Annotated in this window: 23 protein-coding genes; 13 read left to right on the forward strand and 10 right to left on the reverse strand. The window is 72.3% G+C overall.

Translation table 11 applies throughout. The features are described 5' to 3' along the window. Window positions 1-34 precede the first annotated feature (34 nt). On the forward strand, window positions 35-811 hold the full coding sequence (locus AB0O21_RS15645) for a hypothetical protein (protein WP_365171287.1): 777 nt from the start codon (window positions 35-37) through the stop codon (window positions 809-811). Between the two features lie 12 nt (window positions 812-823). On the opposite strand, the gene AB0O21_RS15650 is transcribed toward AB0O21_RS15645, so the two are convergent. The 3 genes from AB0O21_RS15650 to AB0O21_RS15660 all read right to left on the reverse strand — a co-directional run bounded on the left by AB0O21_RS15650 (window position 824) and on the right by AB0O21_RS15660 (window position 3,298). After that, on the reverse strand, window positions 824-2,011 hold the full coding sequence (locus AB0O21_RS15650) for an MAB_1171c family putative transporter (protein ID WP_365171289.1): 1,188 nt from the start codon (window positions 2,009-2,011) through the stop codon (window positions 824-826). After that, a complete protein-coding gene (locus tag AB0O21_RS15655) occupies window positions 2,008-2,565 on the reverse strand; it encodes a toxin-antitoxin system, toxin component (RefSeq protein ID WP_365171291.1) in 558 nt (185 codons plus the stop codon). The genes AB0O21_RS15650 and AB0O21_RS15655 overlap by 4 nt, the downstream gene beginning before the upstream one ends. 64 nt (window positions 2,566-2,629) lie before the next feature. Next, entirely contained in the window at window positions 2,630-3,298 is a 669-nt protein-coding gene (locus AB0O21_RS15660; protein WP_365171293.1) for a helix-turn-helix transcriptional regulator, read from the reverse strand. 219 nt (window positions 3,299-3,517) lie between these two features. Between AB0O21_RS15660 and AB0O21_RS15665 the strand changes: the two genes are divergently transcribed. The 3 genes from AB0O21_RS15665 (at window position 3,518) to AB0O21_RS15675 (ending at window position 8,174) form a co-directional block, all read left to right on the forward strand. After that, a complete protein-coding gene (locus tag AB0O21_RS15665) occupies window positions 3,518-4,504 on the forward strand; it encodes a helix-turn-helix domain-containing protein (protein ID WP_365171295.1) in 987 nt (328 codons plus the stop codon). A 181-nt stretch (window positions 4,505-4,685) separates the two neighbouring features. After that, window positions 4,686-6,041 (forward strand): 6-phospho-beta-glucosidase, encoded by a 1,356-nt coding sequence (locus AB0O21_RS15670; RefSeq protein WP_365171297.1) that lies wholly within the window; start codon window positions 4,686-4,688, stop codon window positions 6,039-6,041. 36 nt (window positions 6,042-6,077) lie between these two features. Continuing rightward, window positions 6,078-8,174: an MDR family MFS transporter gene (locus AB0O21_RS15675; protein WP_365171299.1), complete on the forward strand. Its 2,097-nt coding sequence runs from the start codon at window positions 6,078-6,080 to the stop codon at window positions 8,172-8,174. 86 nt (window positions 8,175-8,260) lie between these two features. Here the strand turns inward: AB0O21_RS15675 and AB0O21_RS15680 are convergent, their stop codons facing one another. Beyond that, a complete protein-coding gene (locus tag AB0O21_RS15680; RefSeq protein WP_365171301.1) occupies window positions 8,261-8,767 on the reverse strand; it encodes an NUDIX domain-containing protein in 507 nt (168 codons plus the stop codon). Then, on the reverse strand, window positions 8,764-9,387 hold the full coding sequence (locus tag AB0O21_RS15685; RefSeq protein ID WP_365171303.1) for an XRE family transcriptional regulator: 624 nt from the start codon (window positions 9,385-9,387) through the stop codon (window positions 8,764-8,766). The genes AB0O21_RS15680 and AB0O21_RS15685 overlap by 4 nt, the downstream gene beginning before the upstream one ends. 102 nt (window positions 9,388-9,489) lie before the next feature. Between AB0O21_RS15685 and AB0O21_RS15690 the strand changes: the two genes are divergently transcribed. Further along, the gene (locus AB0O21_RS15690; RefSeq protein WP_365171305.1) at window positions 9,490-10,461 is read left to right on the forward strand and encodes an NAD(P)/FAD-dependent oxidoreductase; all 972 of its coding nucleotides are present in this window, start codon (window positions 9,490-9,492) and stop codon (window positions 10,459-10,461) included. 118 nt (window positions 10,462-10,579) lie between these two features. Then, complete coding sequence (locus tag AB0O21_RS15695; RefSeq protein ID WP_365171307.1) at window positions 10,580-11,962, forward strand: NAD(P)-binding protein; 1,383 nt, start codon at window positions 10,580-10,582, stop codon at window positions 11,960-11,962. Window positions 11,963-11,967: 5 nt separating this feature from the next. Here the strand turns inward: AB0O21_RS15695 and AB0O21_RS15700 are convergent, their stop codons facing one another. After that, window positions 11,968-13,056 (reverse strand): ATP-dependent DNA ligase, encoded by a 1,089-nt coding sequence (locus AB0O21_RS15700; RefSeq protein WP_365171309.1) that lies wholly within the window; start codon window positions 13,054-13,056, stop codon window positions 11,968-11,970. Between the two features lie 75 nt (window positions 13,057-13,131). Between AB0O21_RS15700 and ligD the strand changes: the two genes are divergently transcribed. The 3 genes from ligD (at window position 13,132) to AB0O21_RS15715 (ending at window position 15,968) form a co-directional block, all read left to right on the forward strand. Then, entirely contained in the window at window positions 13,132-14,151 is a 1,020-nt protein-coding gene (gene ligD, locus AB0O21_RS15705) for a non-homologous end-joining DNA ligase (RefSeq protein ID WP_365171311.1), read from the forward strand. Window positions 14,152-14,580: 429 nt separating this feature from the next. Next, window positions 14,581-15,222: a helix-turn-helix domain-containing protein gene (locus tag AB0O21_RS15710; protein ID WP_365171313.1), complete on the forward strand. Its 642-nt coding sequence runs from the start codon at window positions 14,581-14,583 to the stop codon at window positions 15,220-15,222. Then, window positions 15,219-15,968 (forward strand): SDR family NAD(P)-dependent oxidoreductase, encoded by a 750-nt coding sequence (locus tag AB0O21_RS15715; protein ID WP_365171315.1) that lies wholly within the window; start codon window positions 15,219-15,221, stop codon window positions 15,966-15,968. Before AB0O21_RS15710 ends, AB0O21_RS15715 begins: the two co-directional genes overlap by 4 nt. A gap of 29 nt (window positions 15,969-15,997) precedes the next feature. Here the strand turns inward: AB0O21_RS15715 and AB0O21_RS15720 are convergent, their stop codons facing one another. Together AB0O21_RS15720 and AB0O21_RS15725 are read right to left on the reverse strand one after the other, a co-directional pair. Next, the gene (locus tag AB0O21_RS15720; RefSeq protein WP_365171317.1) at window positions 15,998-16,345 is read right to left on the reverse strand and encodes a ribosomal protein L7/L12; all 348 of its coding nucleotides are present in this window, start codon (window positions 16,343-16,345) and stop codon (window positions 15,998-16,000) included. A 13-nt stretch (window positions 16,346-16,358) separates the two neighbouring features. Next, window positions 16,359-17,510, reverse strand: coding sequence for a hypothetical protein (locus tag AB0O21_RS15725; RefSeq protein ID WP_365171319.1), 1,152 nt, complete (start codon window positions 17,508-17,510; stop codon window positions 16,359-16,361). 279 nt (window positions 17,511-17,789) lie between these two features. On the opposite strand from AB0O21_RS15725, the gene AB0O21_RS15730 reads away from it, so the two are divergent. Both AB0O21_RS15730 and AB0O21_RS15735 read left to right on the forward strand, forming a co-directional pair. After that, on the forward strand, window positions 17,790-18,683 hold the full coding sequence (locus AB0O21_RS15730; protein ID WP_365171321.1) for an alpha/beta fold hydrolase: 894 nt from the start codon (window positions 17,790-17,792) through the stop codon (window positions 18,681-18,683). Next, window positions 18,680-20,095: a DHA2 family efflux MFS transporter permease subunit gene (locus AB0O21_RS15735; RefSeq protein WP_365171323.1), complete on the forward strand. Its 1,416-nt coding sequence runs from the start codon at window positions 18,680-18,682 to the stop codon at window positions 20,093-20,095. The genes AB0O21_RS15730 and AB0O21_RS15735 overlap by 4 nt, the downstream gene beginning before the upstream one ends. Here the strand turns inward: AB0O21_RS15735 and AB0O21_RS15740 are convergent. Continuing rightward, window positions 20,079-20,741 (reverse strand): TetR/AcrR family transcriptional regulator, encoded by a 663-nt coding sequence (locus AB0O21_RS15740; protein ID WP_365171325.1) that lies wholly within the window; start codon window positions 20,739-20,741, stop codon window positions 20,079-20,081. The genes AB0O21_RS15735 and AB0O21_RS15740 overlap by 17 nt on opposite strands. Before the next feature lie 143 nt (window positions 20,742-20,884). Here AB0O21_RS15740 and AB0O21_RS15745 point away from each other — a divergent pair, with 143 nt between their 5' ends. Further along, a complete protein-coding gene (locus AB0O21_RS15745) occupies window positions 20,885-21,679 on the forward strand; it encodes a VOC family protein (RefSeq protein ID WP_365171327.1) in 795 nt (264 codons plus the stop codon). A 57-nt stretch (window positions 21,680-21,736) separates the two neighbouring features. Next, window positions 21,737-21,985 carry a WhiB family transcriptional regulator gene (locus AB0O21_RS15750; RefSeq protein ID WP_365171329.1) on the forward strand — a complete coding sequence of 83 codons (249 nt, stop codon included), beginning with the start codon at window positions 21,737-21,739 and terminating at the stop codon, window positions 21,983-21,985. Between the two features lie 618 nt (window positions 21,986-22,603). Here AB0O21_RS15750 and AB0O21_RS15755 read toward each other — a convergent pair. After that, window positions 22,604-23,575: an acyl-ACP desaturase gene (locus AB0O21_RS15755; protein WP_365171331.1), complete on the reverse strand. Its 972-nt coding sequence runs from the start codon at window positions 23,573-23,575 to the stop codon at window positions 22,604-22,606. Window positions 23,576-23,642: the final 67 nt, after the last annotated feature.

Raw genomic sequence — 23,642 nt, forward strand, 5'->3', positions numbered from 1 at the left:
GCACCATCCACCCACCCACACCGGGAGAACCCACGTGTCCGAATGGCTGGTCCTGGCCATCGCCATGGCGCTCGTCTGCGCCCTCGTCCTCGCCATCACCCTGATCCGGCACCGCCGGGCCGCCGACGACGAGGACACCAGCGAAACCCCCGACGTCATCGAGTACATGACGATGATGGTGGGCGTGGTCTACGCGATCGTGCTGGGCCTGGCCATCGCGGGCGTCTGGGAGGCGCGCGGCGCCGCCGAGGACAGCGTCCGGCGCGAGGCGCAGGCCCTGTACGAGGTCACCCAGCGCGCCGACGTCTACCCGACCCCCGTACGCGACCGGATCCGCGGCGAGGTGGACGCGTACGTCTCCCACACGGTCTCCGTGGACTGGCCGCGGCTGACCTCCGGCGAGGCGGCCAGCGCCGAGGGCGCACAGCTGCTGGGCAAGCTGCGCAGCGACGTCACCCACCAGAGCCCGGCCACCGAGCTCCAGGCGCAGGCCTACCAGCCGCTGCTGGACCACATCGCCGCCGCGGACGACGCCCGGCACGCGCGGACCCAGAGCTCCGAGTCCACGCTGCCGGGCGTGGTGTGGTTCGGGCTGCTGGTGGGCGGGGTGGTCACCGTAGGGCTGATCTTCACCCTGCAGATCCGGCGCTCGGGGCGGGAGCTGCTGCTGGCGGGGCTGTTCAGCGCGCTGATCGTGTTCCTGCTGTTCATGGTGTGGAGCTTCGACGCGCCCTTCGGGCGGGACGGGACCGACTCGGCGGGGCCGTTCCAGGACCTGTTCCCGGCGACGGCGGTGGCCGCCGCCGAGTGACCGGAACGGGCTTCAGGAGAGCCCGCTCCCGGAGAGGGCCGCGCGCTGCCGGACCGCCTGCACCACCGGCGAATGCCGCAGGGCGTGCGAGATCCGCAGCAGATCGCGCGGCCCTTCGACGGCGTCGCCGGTGTTCTCCTCGCCCGCGTGGATGACGCGGCCCTCGGGGTCGGCGGTGCGGGCCTGCACGGCGGCCGCGACCATGGCGGCATCAGCCACCGCGCGGGCGGTCTCCTCGCCGGCGCCCTCCGCGAGGGCGAGCTCGTAGGCGTCCTCGCGCAGGTGCCGGTCGAAGTACGGGCCGAGGTGCAGGAACCCGTCGTGGATGTCCGATTCGCGCTGGATCACGCGCAGTTCGGCGGCGGACCACCAGGCCATCTGCACGGAGGGGGTGCCGGCGGGGGCGGCGATCCGCACCTCCTGCCAGAGCCAGCCGAGCCGGCGGTACGTCGTCCAGATCTCCCAGTTGTCCGAGAGCCGCTGGCAGACCAGGGGGAGCACGAACCCGATCGCGCTGACCAGCGCTCCGAGGGAGGCCAGCGGCGGGGCGACGTACGTGCTGAGGAAGTCGAGGTCGTGGCCGGCCCAGCGGGCGACCACGGCCGTCATCTTGGTGGCGTCGTAGCTGAGGTTGAACAGGTAGCCCGCGACGATGATCATCAGGCCGGCCCGCAGCCAGCCGCGCACCTGGAGCGACCAGCGCCAGCACATGGCCACCATCACCAGCGCGGCCACGTTGTGCGCCGCCAGGTAGAGGGCGATCATCTCGCGGATGAACGGGGTGTTCGCGTAGTGGGTGTCCAGATCGCGCAGCCGCTCGACCGGGGCGTCGCCCAGGGCGAAGAGCACGACCAGGGCCACGATCACCAGGCCGTAGCCGAGGATCCAGCGCTGCGAGACGCGCCGGGTCTGCTCGGGCGGGCCGCCCCGCCAGTTGACGACCAGCACCAGGCAGGACGCGCTGAACGCGGTGATCAGGCAGTACACGAGCGGTGCCGAGATGTTGGGCACGCCGGTCCAGCGGTTGACCGCGCCGATGGTGGGCGGGGCGGCGAAGGTGAACACCGCTGCCGCCAGGGTCAGCAGGGCCACTACCGAACGCAGCAGCGGATCGCGCCAGTTGTGGCGCAGGGCCGGCAGCTTGACGGCGAGCGCGATCGACATCGCGACCGCCGGTATGTAGTAGTCCTGGCCGTTCAACGGTCGTTCCTGTGCCCCCGGTAGCCGAGCGATGCCTCGATCCGGCCCGCCAGGTGGTCGCGCTGGGCCGGAGCCCGGTGGCTGGCCGATCCGGCCAGCCAGGTGCGGCAGCGGCTGCCCAGCAGCAGCCCGAAGGTCTCGGCCTCGGTCTCCTCCTGTACGTCGGCACGCGTGCGCGCGGCGACACGGCGGACCGTCTCGCCGATGTCGGCCTCGTCGGACAGCAGCCGGGCGGCGACGGCGGCGCCGTCGACGTGGTGGCTGCAGTGGCCGGCCTTCATGTGCCACAGCTCGTGCCCGAGGATCACCAACTGGTGGTCGGGTGCGGTGCGTTCCTCGATGACCACGAGGTCGCGGTCCGCCATGTCGAGCCACAGGCCGCTGGCCGTCCCCGGAGGGAACGCGGCCATGCGGAAGTCCACCGGTCGGCCGCGGTGTCTGCTCATGCCCTCGCAGAGGGCGGCGTAGAGGTCCACGGGTTCCACGGGTGCGGTCAGCCGGATGCCGGCCACCAGCTCCCCGCACAACCGCCGCTGCTCTCTGCCTATGCTCACCGTTCTCCCCGTCGGCGTGGATCCGGATCAGGACTCAAGGATCAGACCCAGACTTTCGACTGGGTCAGGATTCATTCGGTTTGACGCTCTCAAGGAGCATGTCCAGCCATTCGGTGACCTTGTCCCGGTGCTTGTCGCTGGGCAATTGGGCGGCGCGCCAGGCGATGCCCCGTACACCGTGGTTCTGGAGGAGTCTTGCCAGCGGATCGCCCGTCGAAGCGGCCGCGGCCGGAACGGTTTCCCGCGCGCGGCCCGCGAAGTCCTGCAGCAGCTGCTGCTCGGTCCGCTGGAGGGCGTCGGTGAGGGCGTCGGCGTCGTGCGCGGTGAGGAAGCCGGCGTGGACCCCGAAGAAGCGCTGGATCGCGTCACAGTGCTCCATGGTGGGGCGGCGGTCGCCGTTGATCAGCGCGCCCGCCTGCTGCCGGGACATCCCCGCGCCGTCGGCGATCTCCTGCTGGGTGTAGCGGCGGCCGTTGGGCTTGACCCGCGTGCGTCGCAGCAGGTCGAGGCGCTGGAGGAAACGGGCCTGCAGATCGGGTTCGCCGGCCGGCCTGCCGTCGAGCAGGATCCTGACCACGTCCGTGGGGACGCCGGAGGCCTCGGAGAGGCGCCGCAGGTCGAAGACCTGGTTCCGGTCGCGGCCCATCTTGGCCGCGAGTTCGGCGACGCGCGTCACGGTGGCTGCCAGGGGTGCGTGGGCCGCCGCGACGGGAGCCGGGAAGCCGTCTGTCACCAGTGGTTCTCCTAGATCGCGCGAAGTCGGTACGGGCACGTGGCCGGCTTCTGGAATCTAGCCGTTCCGGCCCGGAAGGGCTAGAACGTGCCACAGCTGTGGCGGGAATGAGCTGTCAAGAGGCTGGAATTGCCACAATAGTTGACACTCGAATGAAGTCGGTAGCAGGATCGCCACACGGAAATGAAGATCCATACCGTGAGGGAGGGGGAGCTCTCGGTGCCACATCTCGCAGCGGTGGGCCCGTCCGATGGCCTCGCCCGAGCCGGTGAAGAGCGTCTGGCGGCCGATGAGTCGGCCCGCGGCGCCGTACGGGCGGAGCGACGCAAGGAGATTCTGCGCCAGCGCCGTGAGGAACTGGGCCTGAGCCAGGAGGACCTGGCCGCCCGGCTGCGCATCAGCGTACGCGCGTACGGGAACTGGGAACGCGGCCTGGTCAAGGAGTGGACGGACCGCAAACTGCTCGCCCTGGCCGAGGCCCTGGAGATGAGCGAGCGGCAGTGCTTCTGGCTGTTCCGCGTCATGGTCGACCGGGACCCGCCGCCCACGTGGCGGGCCGCCGAGGAGAACCGGCTCCCCGAGGACCCCGCGCAGCGCGACTACCTGTGCGACTACGCGGCCCTCATGGAGGCCGTCCCCTACCCGAGCTTCCTGGTGGACCACCGCTGGGACGTCGCGCTCACCAACTCGGCCTTCGACCTGCTCTTCCAGTCCGTACGGCCGCACCCGACGGCCCTGCCGGACGACAACTTCCTGCGCTTCGTGCTGTTCCACCCGGACGCCGCCGCCGTACTGGAGGACCACGAGCCGGCCTGGTGCGTACCGCTGCTCGCGCAGTTCGCGACCGCGCTGGCCGAGGCCCCGGAGGACGAGGGGCTGCGGAGCATCCGCCAGGAGGTGGCCCGCGACCCGTTCATGGAGGCGGCCTACCGCTACGGGGTGCCGCACTGGCTGAGCAAGCGCGGGGCCGAAGCCGCCGAGCAGGACGGAGCGGTGCGCACCGTGCACCACCCCGACCCGCGGTGGGGGGTCGTGCGCTGCCGGATGGTGGCCGAATCCAGCCGGATGCTGGAAGCGATGGGGCTGACCCGGATCACGCTGATCCTCTCGGCTCCCCAGGGCCCGCCGGCGGGTCCCGTCCGGGGCGGCGGGAGCGCGCACCCGCAGGGCGCCCGACTGCGCGCCGTGCCGTCGCTCGGGGAGTGACCGGGCGGGGGACACTGGTGTCCGCCGCCCGGTGCGCCGCCGGCTGACCGCGGGCGCGCCGGAACCGGTGTCACGGATCGTGGCATCCGGGGCGGGCGCGGGCCGGGACGGTCCCGGCCGGGCCACCGCACCGGTGGGCGCGGCGGAACGCGCTGTTGTGACGGCGAAGGGCGGTAGGGGCGTGCGACTGACGATCCTCGGCGGGGGCGGCTTCCGGGTACCGCTCGTCTACGGAGCCCTGCTCGGCGACCGTGCCGAGGGCCGGGTGTCCCGGGTGACGCTGTACGACGAGGACCCGGCTCGGCTGGCCGCGATGGCCCGGGTGCTCGCGGACCAGGCCGCGGCCGCCGGGGTGCCGGACGCCCCCGCCGTCACCGCCACCGGGGATCTGGACGAGGCCCTGCGCGGGGCCGACTTCGTCTTCTCCGCCATCCGCGTCGGCGGACTGGAGGGCCGTGCGGCCGACGAGCGGATCGCGCTGGCCGAGGGAGTGCTGGGCCAGGAGACGGTGGGCGCGGGCGGGATCGCGTACGGCCTGCGGACCGTGCCGGTGGCCCGGGAGATCGCGCGGCGGATCGCCCGCAGCGCCCCCGGGGCCTGGGTCATCAACTTCACCAACCCGGCCGGGCTGGTCACCGAGGCGATGGCCGAGGAGCTCGGCGCGCGGGTGATCGGCATCTGCGATTCCCCCGTGGGGCTCGGGCGGCGGATCGCCCGGCTGCTCGGCGCCCGGCCGCAGGACGCCTGGATCGACTACGTCGGCCTCAACCACCTGGGGTGGGTGCGCGGGCTGCGCGTCGGCGGCCGCGACGAGCTGCCCCGGCTGCTGGCCGACACCGCGGCACTGGAGTCCTTCGAGGAGGGCCGGCTCTTCGGCGCCGAGTGGCTGCGCTCGCTCGGCGCGATCCCGAACGAGTACCTGCACTACTACTACTTCAACCGTGACACCGTACGGACGTACCAGGAGGCCGAGCAGACCCGCGGGGCCTTCCTGCGCGACCAGCAGCGCGGCTTCTACGCCGAGGCAGGCCGGGCCGGGCAGCCGGCCGGGGCGGCCCTCGCCGCCTGGGACCGGACCAGGGCCGAGCGCGAGGCCACGTACATGGCCGAAAACCGCGAGGCGGCCGGCGTCGGCGAGCGCGACGAGAGCGACCTGGAGTCCGGGGGCTACGAGAAGGTCGCGCTCGCGCTGATGCGGGCCATCGCGCGCGACGAGCGGGCCACGCTGATCCTGAACGTCCCCAACCGCTCCACGCTGAGCGTCCTCGACGCCGAGGCGGTCATCGAGGTCCCCTGCCTGGTCGACGCCAACGGAGCGCACCCGGTGGGCGTCGAGCAGCTGCCGCTGCACGCCGTGGGGCTGGTGACGGCGGTCAAGGCGGTCGAGCGGGAGATCCTGGCGGCCGCGGCGAGCGGTTCCCGGGCGGACGCGGTGAAGGCCTTTGCGCTGCACCCGCTGGTGGACTCGGTGGGGGTGGCCCGGCGGCTGCTGGACGCGTACGCGGCGGCCCACCCGGGGCTGGCCTACCTGCGCTGACACCGCACCGGGGTCCCCCGTTCGGCGCAGCGCGACATGCGGCCGCGCGGGGGCCCTGTGAGAGTGCGAGATGTGACCACAGCGACCGCCCCAGCCCCGGCGCCGACCGTGCTCGACCCGCGGCGGCGCAACGTCATCTTCGGCACGATCATGCTGGGCGTGCTGCTGGCCGCGCTCGACCAGACGATCGTGGGCACGGCGCTGCCCACGATTGTGGCGGATCTGGGCGGCGGGGACCACATGTCGTGGGTCGTCACCTCGTACCTGCTGGCCGAAACCGTGGCGACCGTGCTGGTCGGCAAGTTCGGTGACATGTTCGGCCGAAAACTGATCTTCCAGATCTCGGCCGTCATCTTCATCACCGGCTCGTTCCTGTGCGGCCTGGCGAGCAACATGACCCTGCTCATCCTGTGGCGGGGCGTGCAGGGCATCGGTGCCGGCGGCCTGATGGTCACCGCCATGGCACTGATCGCCGATGTGGTGCCGCTGCGCGAACGCGGCAAGTACCAGGGCGCGATCGGCGCCGTCTTCGGGGTCTCGACCGTCATCGGACCGCTCCTGGGCGGACTGTTCACCGACCACCTCACCTGGCGCTGGTGCTTCTACGTCAACGTCCCCATCGCCATCCTGGTGGTGATCGCGGCCGCGCGCACGATTCCCTCGGTACGGGCCGAGGGCCGGCCCGTCATCGACTACCTGGGCATCGCCCTGGTCGCGATCGGGTCGAGCGCCCTGATCCTCGCCACGAGCTGGGGCGGCAACGAGTACGCCTGGAACTCGGCCGTGATCATCGGTCTGTTCGCCGGCGGCGCCGTGGCGCTCGCGCTCTTCTGCCTCGCGGAGACCCGGGCCGCCGAACCGATGCTGCCGATGCGGTTGTTCCGCAACCCGGTCTTCACGGTCTGCTCGGTCCTGAGCTTCGTCGTCGGTTTCGCGATGCTCGGCGCGATGACCTTCCTGCCGACCTACCTGCAGTACGTGGACGGGGATTCGGCCACCGTCTCGGGGGTGCGGACCCTGCCGATGGTCATCGGCCTGCTGATCTGCTCCATCTTCAGCGGCAACTTCACCAGCAAGACGGGGCGCTACCGGATCTTCCCCATCGTGGGCTGCGCGGTCATGGGCGTCGGGCTGTACCTGCTGTCCCTGATGGGGCCGGGGACCAACGCCTGGCTGGAATCGCTGTACATGTTCGTGCTGGGCGCCGGCATCGGCCTGTGCATGCAGGTGCTGACCATCGCCGTGCAGAACACCGTGGACTACGCCGACCTCGGCACGGCGACCTCCGGCGTCACCTTCTTCCGTACGCTCGGCAGTGCCTTCGGGACCGCGGTGTTCGGGACGATCTACGCCAACACGCTTGCGCCCGAGCTGGAGTCGGCGGTCGCCGAGGCCGCCCGGGCCACCGGAGAGGACCCGGCGAAGCTCGCGGCGCAGGCGCAGAGCCCGCAGGGCGTGCAGGGGCTCGACCCGGAGGCGGCCGCTCCGGTGATCGCCGCGTACGCGGACGCGCTGCAGACGGTGTTCCTGTGGACCGTGCCGGTGGCGGTGGTCGGCTTCGTGGTCGCGCTCTTCCTCAAGCAGGTGCGGCTGCGCGACAGCGCCCGGGCCGGCTCCACGGACATGGGCGACGGCTTCGGCTCGCCCGCCACGGCCTCGGGGGACTCGGCCAAGCTGCTGGAGCTGGCGGTCGGCAAGCTGGTGCGGAACATGGGCCCGGAGGAGGCGCGCGGGATCGTCGACGCCTCCGACACCCGCCTGGACGTGGCGGGCGCGTGGGCGGTCATGCAGGTGGACCTGATGACTCGTACGGTCGGCCACGCCAGCCTGGGCCTGATCGCGGGGCGGCGCCACCTGCCGCCGGAGGTGCTGCTGCCGGTCTTCGAGCGGATGGTCGACGAGGGCTACCTGACGCGGCAGAACGGATTCTTCGCGCACACCCCGGCGGGAGCACGGGAGGCCGAGGTCATCTCGGCCGCGTGGGCGGAGTGGCTGAAGGACCGGCTGGAGAAGGACCGGGGACGGCCGCGGAGCGCCGAACTGCGGGTGGCGGCGGACGCGATCGCGAAGCGGCTGCTGGCGGAGGACCTGACCGAGGGCCACTTCGCGCCGAGGGTGGGTGCGCGCGGCTAGTGCTGTGACCGGCAAACCTTGCCGGTCACAGCGCTAGACGTGCCGAGCTGTGCCCCGCCCCGCCTACCCCGGCGGTGCCCGGGCGTCTAGCGGTCTTCGCCCACCGGGGTGGTCGGATAGTCGTACGAGGGCACGTGCGGCAGCGCGGTCAGGTCCGGGCGCCAGGCGCGGAGCACGGCCGCGGACGGGGCGAAGAGCGCGGCGGGGATCGCCTCCGGGGCGAACCACTCCCAGCGGGCGATCTTGTGCGGCTCCGTGACGGCGGGCACGCCGTGCGCCGAGGTGGTGACGGCGGCCGCCGTCAGCCGGGTCACCCCGGCCTTCGCGTCGATCTGGACGGCGAGCACGCGGATCCCCTCGGGGGCCGCCCGCAGATCCGTTTCCTCGGCCAGCTCCCGGGCGGCCGCCTGCTCGAAGCCCTCCCCGGCGTCGACCTTCCCGCCGGGCAGCTCCCAGCGGCCGTCGTGCGCCTGGCCGAGCAGCACCCGGCCGTCCGCGGCCACGACGACGAGCCCGACGCCGACGACCGCGTTGGGCTGGGGCACGGCCCGCTCGGGGCGCTCTCCGGCGGGGGCGGCGGGAGTGGTGTTCATCGGGGTCCTTCCGTTTTCGTGGTGGGTCGGGCCCGGACGTGGATCCGTTCGCCCTGCGGGCCGAAGAGGCTGAGGAACTCGGCGGGGCGCGGCCCCGCGTTGAAGAAGGCGTGCGGGGTGCGCGTGTCGAACTCGGCGGCCTCGCCCGGACCGAGGACCAGGTCGTGCTCGCCGAGGAGCAGCCGCACCTTGCCGGAGAGCACGTACAGCCACTCGTAGCCCTCGTGGACCTTCAGCTCGGGCTCGGCTTCGGTCGCCGGGTCCTCGGCGGGCGGCAGGATCGTCTTGTAGGCGTGCAGCCCGCCGAAATCGCGGGTCAGCGGTACGTAGGTCCTGCCGTGCCGGACGAAGGGGCGCGGCCGGATCCGCGGGTCTCCGGTCTCCGGGGCGCCGACCAGCTCGTCGAGTGCCACCCGGTGCGCCCGGGCCAGCGGAAGCAGCAGCTCCAGTGTCGGCCGGCGCTGACCCGACTCCAGGCGGGAGAGCGTGGAGAGGGAGATCCCGGTGGTCTCGCTGAGCTGGGCCAGCGTGGTGCCGCGCTGCCGGCGCAGGGCGCGCAGCCGTGGTCCGACGGCGGTCAGCACGCCGGCGAGTTCCTCGTCACGTTCCTCAGTGGCCATGGCTCCATTTGCCACTTCGGCAAGCATGTTTGTCAAATGTGCATACCGGGGCGGACGCTCGACGGCATGGACAAGGGGATAGAGGACAAGGTGAACGGCGCAATGACCAAGACACGGTTCGACTTCGACGTGGTGGTCGTGGGCGGCGGGGCCGCCGGCCTCGCCGGGGCGCTGACCCTCGTCCGGGCCCGCCGGTCGGTCCTGGTCATCGACTCCGGCAGTCCCCGCAACGCCCCCGCCGCGCACATGCACGGGTACCTCGGCCTCGACGGCCGCAGCCCCGCCGAGCTGCTGGCCGGGGGCCGGGCGGAGGTGTCCGGGTACGGCGGGCGGATCCGGCAGGGTACGGCCGTCGCCGCGGACCGGCTGCCCGGCGGGGGGTTCCTGGTGCGCTGCGGGGACGGCTCGACGGTCCGCGCGCGGCGCCTGCTGGTCGCCACCGGGCTGGTGGACGAGCTGCCCGCGGTACCGGGTCTCGCGGCGCGCTGGGGGCGGGACGTGCTGCACTGCCCGTACTGCCACGGCTGGGAGGTCCGGGACGCGCCCGTCGCCGTCCTGGCCGGCGGCCCGGTCTCCGTGCACCAGGCGCAGCTGTGGCGGCACTGGAGCGAGCGGACCACCCTGCTGGCGCACACCTGGGAGCTCGCCGCGGAGGACCGCGAGCTGCTGGCCGCCCTCGGGGTCGCGGTGGTCGAGGGGGAGGTGACCGGCCTCGCCGTCGACGGGGACGACCGGCTGAGCGGGGTGACCCTGGCGGGCGGGGGAGTACTGGAGTGCCGGGCGCTGGTGGTGGCCCCGCGGTTCACCGCCCGCTCCGGCGTGTTGACCAGCCTCGGCCTGCCGGTCACCGCCCTGGAGCGGGACGGCCAGGTGATCGGCACCTGCGTCGCCTCCGATGCGGCCGGCGGGGTCACCGCGCTGCCCGGGGTCTGGGTGGCGGGGAACGTGACGAGCCCGATGGCGCAGGTCGCGGGCGCCGCCGCGCAGGGGGTGCAGGCGGCCGTCGCCGTCAACGCGGACCTGATCGAGGAGGAGGCCCGCCGGGCGGTGGAGGCGTACCGCGCGGGCAGCTGACCCTCGGACGGCTGTACGGGTTTCGGCCAGGCTCCGTTCGCGCAGGCTCTGTGCGGTGTGATCGTCGTACGGCTCATCGGCTCATCGGCTCATCGGCTCATCGGCTCAGGGGGGCGCAATGGCACATGTGCTGGTCATCGGCGGAGGTGTCGGAGGTCTGGCCACTGCCCTGCTCGCGGCGCGGCACGGGCACACCGCCGAACTGTTCGAGCGCGACACCCGCGCCCCGGGCACCGCGCTCGACCGCGACTTCTTCGGCTGGCGCCGCCCGTCCGTACCGCAGGCGTGCCAGCCGCACGCCCTGCTCGGCGCGGCGCGCGGGGTCCTGCGCGACGAACTGCCCGATGTGTACACGGAGATGCTCCGGCTGGGAGCACGTGAGCGGCACGAGCTGGACTGGTTCGACGTACGTCCCCCCGCACGTGCCGGCGACGAGGACCTCGTCATGATCCAGGCCCGGCGCATCCTGCTGGAGAGCGCCCTGGCCACGGCCCTGCGCGCCGAACCGGGGGTCGTCTCGCGGTACGGGGAGCCGGTCACCGGGCTGACCACGGGGCCCGGGATCAGGGTGACGGGGGTGACGACCAGTGAGGGGAGCTACGAGGGCGACCTCGTGGTGGACGCGGGCGGGCGCCGGGGCGGCGCCGAGCGCTGGCTGGCCGCGGCGGGCTGCCGGCCGGCCGTGGTGGAACGCCACCGCACCGGACTGGCCTACTTCTGCCGCTGGTACCGGCTGCCCGACGGCATGGACGAGGGGCCGCGCCGGCCCTGGGCGGTGACCGGCGGGGCCTTCGCCGGTTGCGCCGTCTTCCCCGCCGACAACCGGGTGTTCGCCGTGACGCTGTTCGTGCACACCACCGACACCACGCGCTCGGCGCTGCGCGATCCCGCGATCTTCGAGGGGGCCGCCCGGGCCTTCCCGCCGGGCGAGGCCTGGCTGGCACTGGGCGCGCAGCCGCTGTCGGAGGTACTGGCGACCGCGAGCCTGGACAACCGGTGGAGCCCGCAGGCCGACGAGCGGGGGCCGGTGGTGAGCGGTCTGGTGCCGGTCGGGGACGCGATCACGCACACCAACCCGACCCTCGGGCAGGGCACGTCGCTCGCGCTGTGGGCGGCGCGCAGGGTGGCCCGTACGGCGGACCGGGACCCGGGATCGGAGCGGTTCGCCGCCGATTACCACGCCTGGGCGGTGCGCACCCTGAAGCCCTGGTTCGATTTCCAGGTGGTCGCGGACTCGGCCATCGGGGAGCGCTTCGCGACCCGCGCCGTGCGCTCGGGGACGCCGCGCGAGGTGGCTGCGCTGTTCGACTGCGCGCTGGAGGACCCGGAGGTGATGCGGGCCCGGGCGAGGGTCCGTCACCTGGCGGAGCCGCCGGAGCGCGCCTACGCCGATCCGGAGATCCGGGCCCGGGTGGCGCGCTGGCTGGAGGCGCGACCGGACTACGCCCCGAAGCTGACGGGGCCGGACCGGGGGGAGTGGGAGAAGCTGACGACGGGCTGAGCAGGCTAGGGCTTGCCGTCGGCCTCACCGGCTCCGACTCCGAGCACTTCGGCCAGGTCGTAGCCGACCACCTCCTCCAGCTGCGCGTACGTACAGCTCTCCGGCGCCCGGTCGGGCCGCCACCGGCGGAACTGGGCCGTGTGCCGGAAGCGGTCGCCCTCCATGTGGTCGTAGGCGACCTCGACGACCCGCTCCGGGCGCAGCGGCACCCAGGACAGGTCCTTCTTGCCGGTCCAGCGGCTCTGCGCGCCGGGCAGCCGGGCGCTCTCGTGCGCCGACCCCTCGGCCCACGCGGCCCAGGGATGCCCGGCGGGGTCCTCCATCCGCAGCGGTTCGAGCTCCTCCACCAGCTCGGCGCGGCGCTTCATGGGGAAGGCGGCGCACACGCCCACGTGCTGGAGGGCGCCGTGGCCGTCGTACAGGCCCAGCAGCAGCGATCCGACAATCGGACCGCTCTTGTGGAAACGGAAACCCGCGACGACGGCGTCGGCAGTACGTTCGTGCTTGATCTTGAACATGAGTCGGGCATCGGGCCGGTAGGGGAGATCGAGGGGTTTGGCGATCACCCCGTCGAGCCCGGCGCCCTCGAACCGGTCGAACCACTCCCGCGCGAGCGCGGGGTCGGTGGTCGCGGGTGCGAGATGAACGGGGGGCCGCGCGGTGGAGAGGGACTGGACGAGGGCGGTACGGCGCTCGGTGAGCGGGGCGTCGAGGAGCGCCTCGTCGCCGAGGGCGAGCAGGTCGAAGGCGACGAAGCTGGCGGGGGTCGTCTCGGCGAGCAGGTTCACGCGGGAGGCGGCCGGATGGATCCGCTCGGTCAGCCGGTCGAAGTCGAGCCGCCCGCCGTTGATGATCACGATCTCGCCGTCCATGACGCACCGATCGGGCAGATTGCTCCTCAGAGCCGTCACCAGTTCCGGGAAGTACCTGGTCAGGGACTTACCCGTCCGGCTGCCGATCTCGATCTCGTCGCCGTCGCGATGGACGATCGCCCGGAAGCCATCCCACTTGGCCTCGTACTGCATGCCGGGCGGGATCTTGGCCACGGACTTGGCGAGCATCGGCTTCACAGGGGGCATCACCGGCAGATCCATGCTCTCGATTCTGCGGCGGTACGTCCGGACCCGCCCGGTATGCGCGCCTGGCCGGGCCCGCCTAACGTGGCCCACATGGGTGCTGCCGGTAATGCGATCGAGCTCGACGCGGGCGGGCGTACGGTGCGCCTGTCCAACCCGGACAAGGTGTACTTCCCCGAGCGCGGCCTCACCAAGAGGGACGTGGCCCAGTACTACCTGTCGGTCGCGGAGGGCATCACGCGCGCCCTGCGGGACCGCCCCACCACCCTGGAGCGCTACCCGGACGGGGTGGAGGGCGAGTCCTTCTTCCAGAAGCGCGCCCCGAAGAACCTCCCCGACTGGATCCCGACCGCCCACATCGCCTTCCCCAGCGGGCGAACGGCGGACGAGATCTGCCCCACCGAGCCGGCGGCCGTCCTGTGGGCCGCCAACCTGGGCTGCCTCACCTTCCACCCCTGGCCGGTGCGGCGCGAGGACACCGACCGCCCCGACGAACTGCGCATCGACCTGGACCCGCAGCCCGGCACCGACTACCACCACGCGGTGGCGGCCGCCCATGAACTGCGCGCCCTGCTGGAGGAACTGGGCCTGCGCGGCTGGCCCAAGACCTCGGGCGGCCGCGGCCTGCACGTCTTCGTGCCGATCGCCCCGCGCTGGACCTTCACCGAAGTCCGCCGGTGCGCCATCGCCCTCGGCCGGGAACTGGAGCGCCGGATGCCGGGCAAGGTCACGACGGCCTGGTGGAAGGAGGAGCGCGGCGAGCGCATCTTCGTCGACTACAACCAGACGGCCCGCGACCGCACGATCGCCTCCGCCTACTCCATCCGCCCCCGCCCGCACGCCCCGGTCTCGGCCCCGCTGCGCTGGGACGAGGTGGACGACGCGGAGCCGCGCGACTTCGACATCGTGACCATGCCGGCCCGCTTCGCCGAACTGGGCGACCTGCACGCGGACATGGACGACCACGCCTTCACCCTGGACGCCGTCCTGGAGCTGGCCTCCCGCGACGAACACGAGCACGGGCTGGGCGACATGCCCTACCCGCCGGACTACCCGAAGATGCCGGGCGAACCCAAGCGCGTCCAGCCGAGCCGGGCGAAGCACGAGAGCTGAACCTCCCGCGGTGGCGTGATCGTTCAAGACCGTCCGAACGCACCGGGCATAGCTTGTCCTGGGCAAGACGGAACGGAACGGGGCGGGGCGGGACGGGCGGGGCATGGACGATTTCGCGAGTTCGACGCTGGTGGCGGCGGTGCGGCGAGCGCTGTCGGAGGACGGGATCAGCACGGTCGCACCCGTGGCGGACGGGGCTCTGCTGCCGCTCGACACCAAGCGCCGCTTCCTCACGGACGTCGCGCGGACACACGGGCTGCTGCCGTTGCTGCGCGCCGGCCGGATCCTGCCGGAGATCCGGACCGACCCGGTCGTTGCCGCGCTCGTGGGGGCCGGATCTCCGCCGGACCTCTTGGAACGTGGCGCCGGCTGGAGCGGTTCACCCATTCGCGCCACCGCGTGGCGTTCCGGCACGCGGGCGAGCGGGACTTGCTTGCCGAGCATGTCGGACCGCCCGGAGCGGCGCCCGAGCCCGCCGAGGACGCGGTCGTCCTGGGAGTGCTGACGGTTCTCCTGACGATGGCCGGCGCACGGGGTCTCACGGTCACCATGGGCCGCGAGGACCCGGTGGCCGTCTTCGCCGACGACGCGTTCACGGACGACGCCCTTGCGAGCGCACTCCCCAGCCGCGATACCTCGCGGTGGCGGTTCACCTGGTCCGCGACGGCTCCGCCGGCATCGGCGGGCGCCCCCGCGACCACGAGCCCGGACGTGGTCTCGCGAGCGCGTCGCCTCCTCACGGACAACCTCGCGCGGCGCTGGACTCTGGCGGTCCTGGCCACCGAGCTGGGCAGCTCGACGCGCAGCCTGCAGCGCCGGCTGCACGGAGCCGGCGGCTTCCAGGGGCTGCTCGGCACGGTCCGTACCGAAGCCGCCGCCGACCTGCTGCTCAACAGCGGGCACGCCGTGTGCCTCGTCGGGTTCGCGTGCGGATACGCCGACCAGCCGCACTTCACCCGGGACTTCAAACGCCGGACCGCCATCACACCAGCGGCCTACCGAACGGCCTTCGCGCGGCCGCTCCATGAGCCGCCCGCACACCAGAACCCAACGGAGGAAAGACACAGATGAACGTCACCGGCAGAACGATCCTCGTCACGGGCGGCACCCGGGGAGTCGGCCGCGAACTGACCCGGCAACTGGTCGGACAGGGCGCACACGTGGTCGCCGTGGGACGAGACCGCGAGCAACTCGACGCCCTGGCAGCCGACCACGGCGACCGCGTCACGACCCACGCTCTCGATCTCTCCGACCCGGTCGCCGTCGATGCGTTCACCGACGACCTGCCCGCGCACCACCCAGACCTCTCCATGCTCATCAACAACGCCGGCATACAGACGCTCACCGACTTCTTCCAAGAGGACCCGCGCGCCCTGCGCCCGCTCCTGCGACGCGAGATGAACGTCAACCTCGACGCCGTCATCACCCTCTCCACCGGCCTCCTCCCACACCTCAGCCGCCACCCCGCCGCAGCGGTCGTCAACATCACCAGCGGCCTGGCCATCGCACCGAAGCCGTCGGCCCCGGTGTACTGCGCCGCCAAAGCCGCGCTGCGCACCTTCACCCGGGCTCTGCGCTACCAGTGCCAGGACGCCGCACCGAACATCCGGGTCATCGACGCGGTCCTGCCCCTGGTCGACACGGACATGACGCGCGGCCGGGGCACCGGCAAGATCACCGCGGCCCGAGCCGCCCGAGCGGTGATCACCGGCATCCACCGCGACAAGGGCGAGATCTACATAGGCATGACGAAAATCCTCCGCGTGATCATGCGCCTCTCCCCGACGCTCGGCTACCGCATCCTCCGCAAGGGCTGAGTACCGACCCGGAACCGGCTGCGGTGTGATCAAGCCCCCGACCGGCTCGCGGGGCAGCCCGCCGGGACCAGGAAGCGCGACGAGCACGGCCCGGGATCCACCGGAACGTCCTCCGGCGACAGCACCCGGTCACACCGCCTGCAGACCAGGCCGGCCCGCCCGCCGGCCGCGTTGAGGAGCCCCGCCGCGTACGCCGCGGCCGCGAAGCCCGTCCGCTCGACGACCGTCGTCGGGGCGGAGTCAAGCAGCTGCCTGCTCCGCCACGCGCTCAGCCCGGTCACTGACCGAACCGCCTGCACGAGGCCGAGCCCCCGGCCCCCGCTGGAAGTCAACTGCACATCGAACTCCGGATCTTCCACAGCCCTCCCGTCATCCACAAGGTTCAACTCCTCAGTCGCGGACCGGGAGATCGCGTACGGGGCCGCCGGGGCCGAAGGTCAGCACGGGGTTGCCCATGAGGTTCGCGTTGCCGCACGGCCAAGGGCCATCAGCCAGGGCTGCCAGATCGGTTCGGAACACGAGGATCTCACTGCCCAGAGACAGGGCGACGCAGCCGCCATTGAGAAGCAGGGTGCGTCCAATGACGTTCTGGATGTCGTCGATCGCGGCCAACTCGTGCAGGGCCATGTCCGCATCGACGGCGAGCAGCTTGCCGCTGCGCCAGAACACGGCCGTGCCGTTGGTGTCCAGCGCTGGATGGGACGTGTAGCAGCTCTCCACTGGCGGCCCGTCCAAGAGGGTTCCCCTGGTGGTGAGTTGACGGAACCGTGTCGTGGATGGCGAGCAGTACGACAGCTCGACGCCGCGGATGTCACCGCTCTCGTCCACCGTCATGGCCCCGTGGCTCTGCCACCGGGCGGTCTGCCTTCCGTCCCGGCCGAAGAGGCCCATCGAGAACTCCCCGTACCCCTGGGTCCCGATCAGGAACTCACCCGGGCCGGCGATGGCCTTGCGGCCCGATGGCGTCGGGTCCGTGGCCGCGATGAGCGTGCCGCTCACGAGGTCCAGGAAGAAGGTACGTCCGATGCACGCGCGCTCGTCGGTGACACTGGCCGCGATCCTGTCGCCTGACACGAGAAGCGGCTCCCGATGGTCGGCTTCGACCTGCCTCGGTACCCACGGCTCCATCGGCCGCGCCTCCCAGTCGGTCTCTGCGCTCATCTCCAGCACGCCAGGGTGTGAGACCGGTCCGAGATGGATCGCCGTCGACCACAGGCACCGCCCCTCCGCGGAGTACCGGGCGACGCGAGGCGTACACGACGGTTGTTGTCCCGCCGCCAACAGCATGCGGGCGGCTCCGGCCCAGATCACGCAGAAGCCGTCCGTGAGCACGGCGAAATCGGCGACTTCCTCGCCGATTTCGCTCGGTAGCGGGATGGTTTGGCCTATCGATCCGTCCGGCAGTACCGCCTCCAAGGCGCGACCGCCCCCGGCCGTCAGGCGTGCGAGCCAGAGCGTGCCGTCCTCCGACAGGCGGGACCGCGGGAACCCCGTCCCCGCGTATGTCCGCTGCCAGTGGACGGCCCCGGATGTGTCGACCATCGTGACAACCGTCTCGCGAGGGCTCGAACCGTAACTGGTCACGTACAAAGGCCCGGACGGGTTTTGTGCGGCAACCGACCAGACTTGCCCCGGCATGACGATGCGCGACGAAAGGCCCATGCGTCCGCATCATGCCGCACCGCTTCGGCTCGCCGCTTCGTTTACGGGCATGGAGGTCACACACAAAACAACACGAACGATCGTGCTAATATCTCCGCATCATCCCTGCCTGGCCGTCTGGCCACCCTGAGGAGATCCGGAGAACCTGGCATGCGTCCCATGGCTGCACTCCTGAGCACCACCCTCAACATCACCGCCCGCCTGGCCCCGGGCCTTGCCGGGCCCCAGGTATTCGCGCTGTTCGTCCGGCCCCTCGGCCGCGCGCGGCTCCGGCCCGGGGAGGCGGAGGTGATGGGGCGGGCCGAGATCGGACGGATGGTCGTGCGGGGGATACCCGTCGCCACGTACCGCTGGGGCGACGGCGAACGGCCCGTCCTGGTGGTGCACGGCTGGTCCTCACGGGCCTCGCGGCTCGCCGGGTTCGTCGAGGCCCTGGTGGCCCAGGGCCGCACAGTGATCAGCTTCGACACGCCCGGCCACGGCGAATCCGGGGGGCGGGCCGCCACGGTCCGCGACTACCGCGAGATCATCCGCCGGCTGCACGCCGAGCACGGGGACTTCTCGGCCGTCCTCGCCCACTCCATCGGAGTCCTCGCGAGCTTCTTCACCCTGCGCGACGGCGTCCGTGCGGACCGCGTGGTCGGCATCGGGGGCGTGGCCGACTTCGGATACCTCCTGGAGCAGTTCCGCGCCCGCCTGCAGCTGGGGGAGGCGGTCGAGCGTGTCCTGCGCGGCCATGTCGAGCGGCAGCTCCTCCCCGGTGAGCCCGACATCTGGCGGCGCCTCGACGCGCGCCGGCATCCCGAGGACGTCCCGGTGCCGATCCTCCTCGTCCACGACACGGACGACGACGTCTCCGCCCCTGCCCAGTCCCGGAGCCTCGCCGCCGCCCACGGCGACCGGGCGCGGCTGATCGAGACGAGCGGGCTCGGGCACCGGCGGATCCTCGCCGACCCCGAAGTCATCGCGGCCTCCGTCCGGTTCATCACCGCTCCGATCGCCCCGCCCGCCCCGGCCGGGGCCCCCGCCGAGGCACCGGCGGTCGCCCGATGACCGCCACCCGGACCGAGACCGCCCTCGCCGGCAAGGGCGCCGGCGGGCCCGCCCCCGGGCGGATCCTCCTCCTCGCCTGCGCCGTCACCTTCCTCGCGTTCCTCGACGCCACCGTCGTCAACGTCGCCTTCCCCGACCTGCGGCGCGCCTTTCCCGAGGCGTCCCTGCCCCGGCTGACCTGGGTGGTCAGCGGCTACGCCGTCCTGTTCGCCGCCCTGCTGGCCGCCGCCGGGCGCCTCGCAGACACGCTCGGGCGCCGCACCCTCTTCCTCGGCTCGGCCCTCGCCTTCACCCTCACCTCGCTCGCCGCCAGCGCCGCCCCCACCGCCGACCTGCTCATCGTGGCCCGCGCCCTCCAGGGGGCCGCGGCCGCCGGAATGATCCCGGCCGCGCTGGGACTCGTACTCGCCCACACCCCGCCCGAACGGCGGGCCGCGGCGCTCGGCGCGTGGGGCGCCGCGGGCGGGCTCGCCGCCGCGGTCGGCCCGAGCCTCGGCGGTCTGCTCGTCGAGGCCTGGGACTGGCGGGCGATCTTCCTGGTCAACGTGCCGCTCGGCCTGGCCGTCTGCTGGGCCGCCGCCCGCACCGTGCCCCGGGAGCCGCGCACGGTCCACCGGCTCCCGGATCCCCTCGGTACGGTCGCCCTCGCGCTCGGCATCGCGGGAGTGGTGGCCGGCCTGTCCCAGGGCCAGGAGTGGGGCTGGACCGGTCCCGACGTGCTGGTGCTCGTCGGCGGCGGGGCCCTGTCGACCGCCGTGGCGCTGCACCGCTCGCGCCGTCACCCCGCCCCGGCCGTCGACCGGGACCTGTGGCGCGACCCGGTCTTCGCCCGGGCCAACGTCGGCGCCCTGCTCTTCGGGGCGGCCATGTACGCGTGGCTGCTGACCGGGCCCTCGTACCTCATCGCCCGGTGGAACTACTCGGTCCTGGAGGCCGGATTCGGGGTCACCCCGGGGGCCGTGCTCGCCATGGCCGGCGCGCTGCTGGTCGGCCGCCGCGTCCCGGCCGGGCTTCAGTGGGCCGCGGTCACCGTCGGCTTCCTGCTGTTCGCCGCAAACGCCCTGCTGCTCTGGGGCTGGGCCGACGCCTCCACCTCGTACGCCCAGGTCTTCCTCCCGGCCGGCCTGCTGGGCGGACTCGGCATCGGCGTGGCCCTGACCGCGCTCTCCACCGCGGCCTCCGCCACCCTCCCGCCGCAGCGGTTCGCCGCCGGCACCGGACTGCTGATGACGGCACGCCAACTGGGCGGCGCACTCGGCATCGCGGCCACCGCGGCCCTGCTGACCGGCGCCGGCGACCACTGGCGCGGGGTCTTCCTGATGGTGGCGGTCACCGCCCTGGGCGCCGCTGCCGCGGGCTGGTCGATGCGCGCCGGCGGCCGGGTCCGGGCCCCGGTCAGCCGGCCGAGCTGAACGCCGGCGGCCGCTCCGGGAGTTCCTCCGGGGCGGCCGCCACGGCACGCAGCCGGTCGAGGATGCCCCGGCCGGCGCGCTCGTATGCCACCGTGTCCTCGTACAGGACGGAATGCGCGTTGGCCAGCTCCATCATGGCGATCACCTCGAAGGCGATCTGCGGCACGTCCGCCGGATCGAAGCCCTCGCGGAACCCGCCCACCAGGCGGGCCTCGTCCATGACCCGCTCTATGTAACGCGTCCAGTCGGAACGCACCTTGGCGATCTCGTCGTGCACGGGGCCGGGGCGCGCGTCGAACTCCGCGGAGACGGAGTAGAAGAAGCACCCGCCCGGGAAGATCCGGTGCCCGGAGTAGTCGAGCCACAGCTCGCACACCCGCCACACCTTGGCGAGACCGGCCGGGTCCTCGCGCACGGGCCGTACGACGTGGTCCACGAAGACGTCCACGGCGGCGCGGATGGTGGCGAGCTGGAGTTCCTCCTTGGAACCGAACAGGGCGAAGACACCGCTCTTGCTCAGACCCAGATCCGTCGCGATCTTCCCCAGCGAGAGACCTTCCAGCCCGTCCACGGAGGCGATGCTCATCGTCCGGTCGAGGACGGTGCGCCGCGTCTGATTGCCTCGTTCCACGCGTCCGTCTGCCATGCCCCCATCTTACCGAACGCACGGTCGTTCACTCTGTGAGCCGGGCCGCTGTCAGTGGAGGGTGCCATGCTCGAAGAGGACACGGACGGCACGGAGGAGACGACAGCGACCGCCGGCGGTACCGGCCGGAAGGAGTGCGGACCATGCTCACCACGGACTACAAGGACGGCTCCCCGAACTGGGTCGACCTCGGGACGCCGGACGTCGACGCGGCCGCCAGGTTCTACGAGGGACTGTTCGGCTGGGACTACCAGCCGGGCGGCGAGGAGGTCGGGGGATACGGCATGTTCCACCTCGACCACAAGACGGTCGCGGGCGGCATGGCCGTCCCGGCGGACCAGAACCCGTCGGCCTGGACGGTGTACTTCCAGACCTCGGACACGGACGCCACGGCGGCGGCCGTCACCGAGGCGGGCGGTGCGGTGACGTTCGAGCCGATGGACGTCATGGACTTCGGGCGCATGGCCCTCTTCACCGACCCGGCGGGGGTGGGCTTCGGGGTTTGGCAGCCCCGGCAGAACAAGGGCCTGGGCGCGGTGACGCGGGTGGGCTCCCTGTGCTGGACGGAGCTGTACACGGGGGACGTGCCCGGCGCGGTTGCCTTCTACCGCGCGGTGCTGGGGTGGGACATCGGCGAGATGCCGTTCGAGGGCGGCACGTACACGATGGCCAAGCCGGCCGGCACGACGGACGAGGAGTCCTTCGCCGGACTGGTCCCGATCTCGTCGGACCCGGTCGAAGACGCTGAACGGCCCTACTGGACACCGTACTTCGAGGTCGCCGACTGTGACGCGACGGCGGCGAAGGCGGAGGAGTCGGGCGGCAAGGTCCGGCTGACGCCGGTGTTCATGGAGGGGGTCGGCCGCTTCGCGAAGCTGGCGGACCCGTTCGGAGCGAGGTTCGCGATCATAGCCAGCGCGCCGCCGGCGGGGGCGTGACGGGATGTTGATCAGGCGTTGATCGGACGTCCATCGGCGGCGGTCACTATCACCGGCATGTCGATGAACACCGTCCCCACCGCTGCCCCTGCCCCCGCCTGGTACGACCTCGCCCTCTGCGCCCAGACGGGACCGGGCTTCTTCTTCCCGGAGCCCGGCTCGTCGCTGCGCGACGCGAAGCGGCTGTGCGGGGCGTGCGAGGGGCGGGCGGCGTGCCTGGAGTACGCCCTGGCCAATGACGAGCGCTTCGGGGTCTGGGGCGGGCTGTCGGAGGCCGAGCGCCTGGCCCTTCGGCCGCGCCGCTGATCAGGTACGGGTGCCTTTGCCGCTGGGGCGCACCAGTCCCACCCGGAGGGCGAGTTCGAACCCCTCGCCTCCACACTCCTCCCGACGCGGCACATGCGTCACGACCCGCACGGGGCAGTGCCCGCCGACGGGCGACACCACGCCGCCGAAGCGGGGGTCGCCGGCGAACCAAATGCGGTCTGTGGCGGGCGGCCTCCGCCAGGGAGGTGTGCGCCGAGCCGAGGTAGCGGGGGAGGCCCTGGGAGAGGGACGCGCGGAAGGCGGTGGCGGCTTCGCCCTGCCGGGAGGAGCTGTGGGAGACCAGGTCCTTGACGTACGGCCTTGACGCGGGTGGTCAGCTCCCGCGTGCCCTAGGCCCAGCGTTCCTGGAAGCCGTCACAGCCCGGTCGAGCTCCGCCGTGCCCGGCTGGTCGGCCCGTACGTGGTCCAGCGCCCGCCGGGCCTCCCGCAGGGAGACCAGGGAGGAGTCCAGGGCGCGCGTCAGACGGGTCAGCTGGTCGATTGTCGAACCGGAGCGAGGTCATGAAGCGAAACCCTGGCAGAGCGGTGCTCTGCCAGGGTTTCGCGTCACTCCCCGGAGGGAGCGGAAGCCGGTCAGGCCTGAGGTCGGGCCTGAGGTCAGGCCTTGCGGGCCGCGATGCGCGCCGCGCGAGCGGCCAGGCGCTCGTCGAGCTTGCGGGCCTCGGCGTCCAGGCCGTTCATGAAGAGGCCGAGCTCCTCCTGGGCCTTCTGACCCTCGGGGCCGAGGCCGTCGATGTCCATGACCTTCAGGAAGCGGATCACGGGGGCCAGCACGTCGTCGTGGTGGATCCGCAGGTTGTAGACCCCGCCGATCGCCATCTGCGCGGCCATCCGCTCGAAGCCGGGCATGCCGTGTCCGGGCATCCGGAAGTTGACCACGACGTCCCGCACCGCCTGCATGGTCAGGTCCGGGGCGATCTCGAAGGCCGCGGCCAGCAGGTTGCGGTAGAAGATCATGTGCAGGTTCTCGTCCGCCGCGATGCGCGCCAGCATCCGGTCGCAGACCGGGTCACCGGACTGGTGGCCGGTGTTGCGGTGCGAGATGCGGGTCGCGAGCTCCTGGAAGGCCACGTACGCCACCGAGTGCAGCATCGAGTGGCTGTTGTCGGACTCGAAGCCCTCCGACATGTGCTGCATCCGGAACGCTTCCAGCTTGTCCGGGTCCACGGCGCGCGAGGCCAGCAGGTAGTCGCGCATCACGATGCCGTGGCGGCCCTCCTCGGCCGTCCAGCGGTGCACCCAGGTGCCCCAGGCGCCGTTGCGGCCGAAGAGCGTCGCGATCTCGTGGTGGTAGCTGGGGAGGTTGTCCTCGGTCAGCAGGTTCACCACCAGGGCGATCTTGCCGATCTCGGTGACCTTGGACTGGTCCGGGTGCCAGGCCTCGCCGTCCTCGAAGAAGGCGGGGAAGTTCCGGCCGTCGCTCCACGGGACGTAGTCGTGGGGCATCCAGTCCTTCTGGACCTTCAGGTGGCGGTTGAGCTCCTTCTCGACCACCTCTTCCAGCGCGAACAGCAGCTTGGCGTCGGTCCACGCCTCCGAGCTGCCGAGGTGGGGAGAGGTGATCGTCACGGGTACTCCTGGGTGCAAAGCGAATTACCTACGGTTCTTACCTACGGTTCCGTAGCCTACGGAGTCG

Origin of the sequence: Streptomyces sp. NPDC091371, from assembly GCF_040684275.1 — a bacterium.
Taxonomy (GTDB): Bacteria; Actinomycetota; Actinomycetes; order Streptomycetales; family Streptomycetaceae; genus Streptomyces.

Coding starts and splice junctions, on each gene's coding strand:
- AB0O21_RS15725 (WP_365171319.1), bottom strand. CDS start 17,510: ATGGTCGACACATCCGGGGCCGTCCACTGGCAGCGGACATACGCGGGG.
- AB0O21_RS15675 (WP_365171299.1), top strand. CDS start 6,078: ATGCGGCCGCGCGGGGGCCCTGTGAGAGTGCGAGATGTGACCACAGCG.
- AB0O21_RS15750 (WP_365171329.1), top strand. CDS start 21,737: ATGTCGATGAACACCGTCCCCACCGCTGCCCCTGCCCCCGCCTGGTAC.
- AB0O21_RS15730 (WP_365171321.1), top strand. CDS start 17,790: ATGGCTGCACTCCTGAGCACCACCCTCAACATCACCGCCCGCCTGGCC.
- AB0O21_RS15745 (WP_365171327.1), top strand. CDS start 20,885: ATGCTCACCACGGACTACAAGGACGGCTCCCCGAACTGGGTCGACCTC.
- AB0O21_RS15690 (WP_365171305.1), top strand. CDS start 9,490: ATGACCAAGACACGGTTCGACTTCGACGTGGTGGTCGTGGGCGGCGGG.
- ligD (WP_365171311.1), top strand. CDS start 13,132: ATGGGTGCTGCCGGTAATGCGATCGAGCTCGACGCGGGCGGGCGTACG.
- AB0O21_RS15700 (WP_365171309.1), bottom strand. CDS start 13,056: ATGGATCTGCCGGTGATGCCCCCTGTGAAGCCGATGCTCGCCAAGTCC.
- AB0O21_RS15740 (WP_365171325.1), bottom strand. CDS start 20,741: ATGGCAGACGGACGCGTGGAACGAGGCAATCAGACGCGGCGCACCGTC.
- AB0O21_RS15715 (WP_365171315.1), top strand. CDS start 15,219: ATGAACGTCACCGGCAGAACGATCCTCGTCACGGGCGGCACCCGGGGA.
- AB0O21_RS15680 (WP_365171301.1), bottom strand. CDS start 8,767: ATGAACACCACTCCCGCCGCCCCCGCCGGAGAGCGCCCCGAGCGGGCC.
- AB0O21_RS15695 (WP_365171307.1), top strand. CDS start 10,580: ATGGCACATGTGCTGGTCATCGGCGGAGGTGTCGGAGGTCTGGCCACT.
- AB0O21_RS15735 (WP_365171323.1), top strand. CDS start 18,680: ATGACCGCCACCCGGACCGAGACCGCCCTCGCCGGCAAGGGCGCCGGC.
- AB0O21_RS15685 (WP_365171303.1), bottom strand. CDS start 9,387: ATGGCCACTGAGGAACGTGACGAGGAACTCGCCGGCGTGCTGACCGCC.